This window comes from Caballeronia sp. (assembly GCF_028292365.1).
In the GTDB taxonomy this organism is placed as follows: domain Bacteria; phylum Pseudomonadota; class Gammaproteobacteria; order Burkholderiales; family Burkholderiaceae; genus Caballeronia.
In genome coordinates, this window is record NZ_JAQGMM010000351.1 from 1 (window position 1) to 5,813 (window position 5,813).

The following is a 5,813-nucleotide window of genomic DNA, read 5'->3' on the forward strand; positions in this document are numbered from 1 at the left end:
AGTCGCTGAAGCTGGTCCCGCAGTCGAATAACACGGCACCCATCGCACTGGGTTCGGCGCAAGCGAAGATCCAGAAGATCGATGTCGCGGCGCGCACGGCGGCGCTGGACAGCGTCGTGCTGAACGGTCTTTCCATCGATGCAAAACGCCTGAAGGACGGCAGTATCGATCTCGCCGCGCTCGCCGGTCCGCACGAAACCGCGCCGGAAGCCAGCGCGACGCGCAAGGTCGAAAAGGCGAATGAGGCGGGTCCGGCGTGGCGTTATCAGATCGCCCAGGTGTCGCTCAATGACAGCAGCGCCGATTTCACCGACGAATCCACACCGCGTCCGGTAAAACTGCACATTGCGCCGCTGCAATTGGGCGTCAAGCAGGTCACCGACGACCTCACGAAACCGCTCGCTATCGACGGCAAGCTGACGATGAACGGCAAAGGCGTGCTCGCCGTGGCCGGCACGCTGACCGCTAAACCGCTGAGCCTCGCGCTGCACGTTGACGCCAACGCGCTCGACGCATCGGCGTTCGAGCCGTACTTCGGCGGCAACCTGAACGCGACCGTTTCAAGCGCGCTGCTGAGCGCGAACGGCGACGCGTCGTTCTCGGGTGAAGGACGCGCGCTGAAGGCCGGTTACAAGGGCGATGTGTCGTTGTCGAACGTGCGGCTGATCGACCGGGCGAATTCGGACCCACTGGCGGGCTGGAAACTGCTCGGCCTGACCAAGCTGAATGCCCGCTACGACGAACGAGGCGCCGACGTCGAGGCCGCGCGCATCACGTTTGCGAACTTCTACGGCCGCGTGCTGCTCGACGCGCAAGGCAAGCTCAATCTCACGGATATCGTGGCAAAGGACAAGGGAGCGGCCACCACGGTCGCCGCCACGACGCCAGCCTCCGCACCCGCAGCCCCCGCACCGGTCGCAACGCCTGTCGCGCCGAAAACCGCGTCGTCATCGGCGAATTTGCGCTTTGGCCAGCTCGTGCTGCAAAACGGCCGCGTGACCTACACCGATAACTTCATCAAGCCGAATTTCACCGCGAACCTGGTTTCAATCACTGGCACGATCGGCGCATTTGGCACGCACTCGACCACGCCGGCTCCCGTTGATGTCGCCGCAAAACTGTCGGCGAACGGACCGGTATCGATCAAAGGGGTCGTGAATCCGCTGATCGCGAAACCGTCGCTGGATCTCACCGCGAGCGCGCACGATGTCGAATTGCCGAATATCTCGCCGTATTCGACCAAATATGCGGGTTATCCGATCACGAAGGGCAAGCTCAACGTCGACCTGCACTACATGCTCGCCGACGAAAAGCTCACCGCGAACAACCATCTTTTCATCGATCAACTCACCTTCGGCGATCACGTCGACAACACCACCGCGACCAAATTGCCGGTGCGGCTTGCGGTATCGCTGCTGAAGAATTCGAAAGGCGAGATCGACGTCAATATTCCCATTTCCGGCTCGCTTTCGGATCCGCAATTCTCGGTAGGCGCGCTGGTGTGGACGGCAATTGTTCACTTGCTCGAGCGCGCGGTGACGGCGCCGTTCTCGCTGATTGCGAACGCGTTCGGCGGCAAGAACCCCGAAGAACTCGGCTACGTGGAGTTCGATCCGGGTTCGGCCACGCTGAGCGACGCGTCGAAGGAGAAACTCGACACCATCGCCAAGGCGCTAGCTGACAAACCGTCGATCACGCTGGAGATATCGGCGCGGGTGGATCCGGCGCTGGACGAACCCGGGTTGCGTTCGGCCTACGTTGACCGCCAAGTGCGACTGGCAAAGATGAAGGACGCGAGCGAAGACAATCCGAACATCAATCCAATGAGCATCCCCATTTCCGCCGATGAATACAGCAAATTCCTGACGAAAGCGTATAAAAGCGCGGACTTCAAGAAACCGCGCAACCTGATCGGCATGACGAAGAGCGTGCCCGACGCCGACATGCAGGCCGTGCTCGCGGAGCACGCGCCGGTGGACGAGGGCGCGCTCGGTGCGCTGGCGCAGCGGCGCGCGGCCGTAGTGAAGCAATATTTCGAGGGCAAGATCGACAGCAAGCGGATCTTCATCGTCGCGCCCCATCTCAACGCAGAGGGTATCAAGGACAAGGGTGCACCTACGCGGGTAGACTTCGGGCTGAAGTGATGGCAACGCGACGAAGCACCATAGCAACATGGCGACGAAGCGACAAAGAAGCGGAAACAAGCAGGTTCAGGCATGCGTTTTGGACCGTGCGCGCCGAACAAACCGAAACCGCTGCGACCATCGGCAATCTTGCCAATCCGCGCTACACTCATTTCATGAATGCAGCGGCGCATCGCGGCGCGCATGACGGGAACGCGGAGTGGCTAGGAACAGCCCAGTGTTGCGCGGAGCGGCTCATTGCCCGGCGTAGCCTCCAGCGGCGTTCCCGGACTCATCGCGCTTCATCGCAAAGCCGTCAAACGAGCCGTATAAAGTAAGCGCTTTGCGCAAAGCGCCCACGGCGTTCAGGCTCTCCACACCCGAATCCAGCGCTGCACAACCTGCAGGAGAATCCCATGCTGTTGCATGATCTGGCTGACCGGTATGGCCCGGCAATCGTCTTTTTCAACGTAATGGGCGCAGCGCTCGGCCTGCCTGTTCCCGCGATGCCAACGCTGATCGTAGTCGGTGCATCGGTAGCCATGATGGGCTTCAACGGCCAGGCCTTGTGGCCCCATCTCGCGCTGATGCTCGGCATTGCCGTGCTCGGCGGAGTGCTGGGCGATCTCGTCTGGTTCCTGGGAGGTCGGCGCTACGGCGACCGCACGCTCAAGACCATCTGCAAGCTCTCGTTGTCACGCGATACCTGCGTGAAGAAGACCGAGCGCTTTTTTGGCCAGTGGGGCGTGCGTGTGCTGCTCGTCGCGAAATTCATTCCGGGTTTGTCGCTGGTTTCAGTGCCGCTCGCCGGTGCAATGGGCGTGCGCACGCGCTCGTTCATTGCGCATGACGGCGGGGGCGTGGCGTTATGGGCCGCGGTTGGTCTCGCGGTAGGCGTGGTCTTCGCGGCTGAACTCGACATGGTGTTCGCCATGATCGCGCGGCTCGGCAAGCAGGCGCTGCTGGTCGTGGCGGTCGCGCTGGCGTGTTACGTGGCCTATCGCTACTGGCGCCGGAAGATGCTGATGAAGACGCTGGAAACGGCGCGCATTACCGTCGACGAGTTGTATGCGCTGATGGAGAACGAACCGCTGCCCGCTATCTTCGATATCCGTTCCGCCGAAAAACGTGTGCTTGATCCTTTCGTGATCCCAGGCTCCGTTTTCGCCGATGAACGCGAATTGCATAAGATCGTGGACAGTTATCAGCCGGATCAGAAAATCATCATTTATTGCTCGTGTCCGAACGAGGTCTCGGCGGCGTGGATGGCCAAGGCACTCCGCAATGCGGGTTTCAAGGACGTCGTGCCGCTGACCGGCGGCCTCGACGCCTGGCGTCTCGCCGGTCTCGACCTCAAGCCGCTGACCGACTTCGGCGGCGCGCGCGAGGACCTGGGCGAAATGGCCGCCATGTGCCCGTGGCCCGCGAAAGCGCCGGCCGCCGACAAAGGCGCGCTGCATGACGCCGTCTACCTGCATGGAGATCGCCACGCATGAGTACTACGCCCGAAGGGATCAACGAAGGGCCCAACCATGGCCACGGCCAACCGGAATGGCGCGACAGTCCGCCGGCTGCGACGGAAAACCTCAACTCGATCACGAACGACACAGCCGCCGCGGCGCCGGCAGAAGCCGCGGCCGACGCTCCGTTCTCGCCGCTCCAGAGCCGCAAGCACCAGATGTACCCGTATCTGACGGTCGAGGAAATCGACCGCATGCGGCGCTTCGGCACGGTGCAGTACTGGCGTGCAGGCGAACTGATGTTCGAAGTCGGCGTGCCCGGTCCGGGCATGTTCGTGCTGTTGAACGGCCGGGTGCGGGTGACGCGGCGCGACGGACTGGGCCACGTGCATCTGGTGACCGAGGCGGACCCCGGGCAATATCTGGCGGAAGTCGGCCAGCTGTCAGGCAAGCCGGCACTGGTCGATGGTCACGCGATAGAAGATGTTGAAGCCATCCTGATCGCGCCCGAACGGCTGCGCGCGCTGCTGGTGGCGGAAGCGGAACTCGGCGAACGGATCATGCGCTCGCTGATCCTGCGTCGCGTTGGTTTGATTGAAAAGGGCAGCGGGCCGATTCTCGTGGGCCAGTCGGACGATGGACGGCTGGTATCGCTGCAGGGCTTCCTGAGCCGCAACGGGTATCCGCACACGGTGATCGACGCGTGTACCGATCCCGAAGCCATTGCGCTGCTCGAGCGGATCTCGACATCGAAGGCGGATTTCCCGCTGGTCATTTGTCCTGACGGCACGGTGATGCGCGCGCCCGATGAGAACCAGCTCGCGTCGCAACTCGGCTGGCTGCCGGAATTCGATCCTGCGCATATCTACGATGTCGCGGTCGTCGGCGCCGGGCCGGCTGGATTAGCGACGGCCGTGTATGCGGCGTCCGAGGGGTTGTCGGTGGCGGTATTCGATTGCCGCGCGCCCGGCGGCCAGGCCGGCGCGAGTTCGCGGATCGAAAACTATCTCGGCTTTCCGACCGGCATCTCCGGCCAGGCATTGGCGGGACGCGCGTTCGTGCAGGCGCAGAAGTTCGGCGCGCACATCGCCATTCCGACGGAGATCAAGGCGCTTCACTGCAACTGCATGCCGATCCAGATCGAGCTGATGGACGGGCAGCGCGTGAGCTCGCATACGGTGGTGATCGCGACCGGCGCGGCTTACCGGCGGCCGGACATTCTTGGGCTCGACAAATTCGAGGGGCGCGGCACGTATTACTGGGCGTCGCCCGTCGAAGGGAAGCTCTGCAAGGGCTCGGAAGTCGTGCTGGTGGGCGGCGGTAATTCGGCCGGCCAGGCGGTGGTATATCTCGCCTCGCATGCCGCGCGCGTGCATTTGCTGATCCGTGGGCCGGGGCTCGAGCTAAGCATGTCGAAGTATCTGATCGACCGGATCGCGGCATTGCCGAACGTGACGGTGCATACACGCACGCAGATCGAGTCGCTGGCAGGCGATGGCCGGACGCTCGCCGCCGTGCACTGCAAGACGCCTGAGGGTCCGCTCACGCTCGACGTGCGGCACCTGTTCCTCTTCACCGGCGCCAATCCGAACACGGCGTGGCTGCGCAACTGCAACGTGAACACGGACGGCAAGGGTTTCGTGCTGACGGGACCGGCTGCCCACGGCGGTCACGCTGACGGCTCGACCTCGCTGGAAACCAGCGTGCCGGGTGTGTTCGCCATTGGCGACGTGCGCTCGGCATCCACGAAACGGGTGGCGGCGGCGGTGGGCGAGGGCGCGGCGGTGGTATCGCAGATTCACGGCCTGCTGGCCGAGCGTCAGGAGCTGGCGCTCAAGGCCGGCGCGGTGGAGTAGGCAGGGTGGAATGCGGGGTGGAATTCGGCAGGGCGGCGAATCGAAGGGTGAATTCGATCCAGCCGTCCGCTGAACAACTCACCGACGCCGACCCGCCGTGCAGCCGCATGATCGCCTGCACGATGGACAGCCCCAGGCCGCTCGATTCCGTGAACTCGCTGCGGGCTGCATCGCCGCGATAAAACCGGTCGAACAGGCGCGCGAGATCGTCGGGCGCTACTCGCATCCCTTGATTACCGATCACGATAAGTGCCCCTTGCCCGTCTTCGATGCCGGTCAGCCGGATCGTGGTGCCGGCTCCGGCATAACGCACCGCGTTGACCACCACGTTGCTGATTGCGCGCCGGGACATGATAGCGTTAGCCCACATCTCA

At 63.4% G+C, this 5,813-nt stretch carries 4 protein-coding genes; 3 read left to right on the forward strand and 1 reads right to left on the reverse strand.

The features are described from left to right. From JWR14_RS21070 to JWR14_RS21080, 3 genes are all read left to right on the forward strand, one after another. The coding region (locus JWR14_RS21070; RefSeq protein ID WP_299710900.1) for a DUF748 domain-containing protein at positions 1-2,144 on the forward strand (2,144 nt) is incomplete at its 5' end. A gap of 395 nt (positions 2,145-2,539) precedes the next feature. Continuing rightward, a complete protein-coding gene (locus JWR14_RS21075) occupies positions 2,540-3,619 on the forward strand; it encodes a DedA family protein/thiosulfate sulfurtransferase GlpE (RefSeq protein ID WP_299710903.1) in 1,080 nt (359 codons plus the stop codon). Then, positions 3,616-5,439 carry an FAD-dependent oxidoreductase gene (locus JWR14_RS21080; protein WP_299710906.1) on the forward strand — a complete coding sequence of 608 codons (1,824 nt, stop codon included), beginning with the start codon at positions 3,616-3,618 and terminating at the stop codon, positions 5,437-5,439. Before JWR14_RS21075 ends, JWR14_RS21080 begins: the two co-directional genes overlap by 4 nt. On the opposite strand, the gene JWR14_RS21085 is transcribed toward JWR14_RS21080, so the two are convergent. Then, positions 5,417-5,813, reverse strand: a 397-nt coding sequence (locus tag JWR14_RS21085) for an ATP-binding protein (protein ID WP_299710909.1), incomplete at its 5' end; no start/stop codon positions are given. The two genes, JWR14_RS21080 and JWR14_RS21085, sit on opposite strands and share 23 nt — an antisense overlap.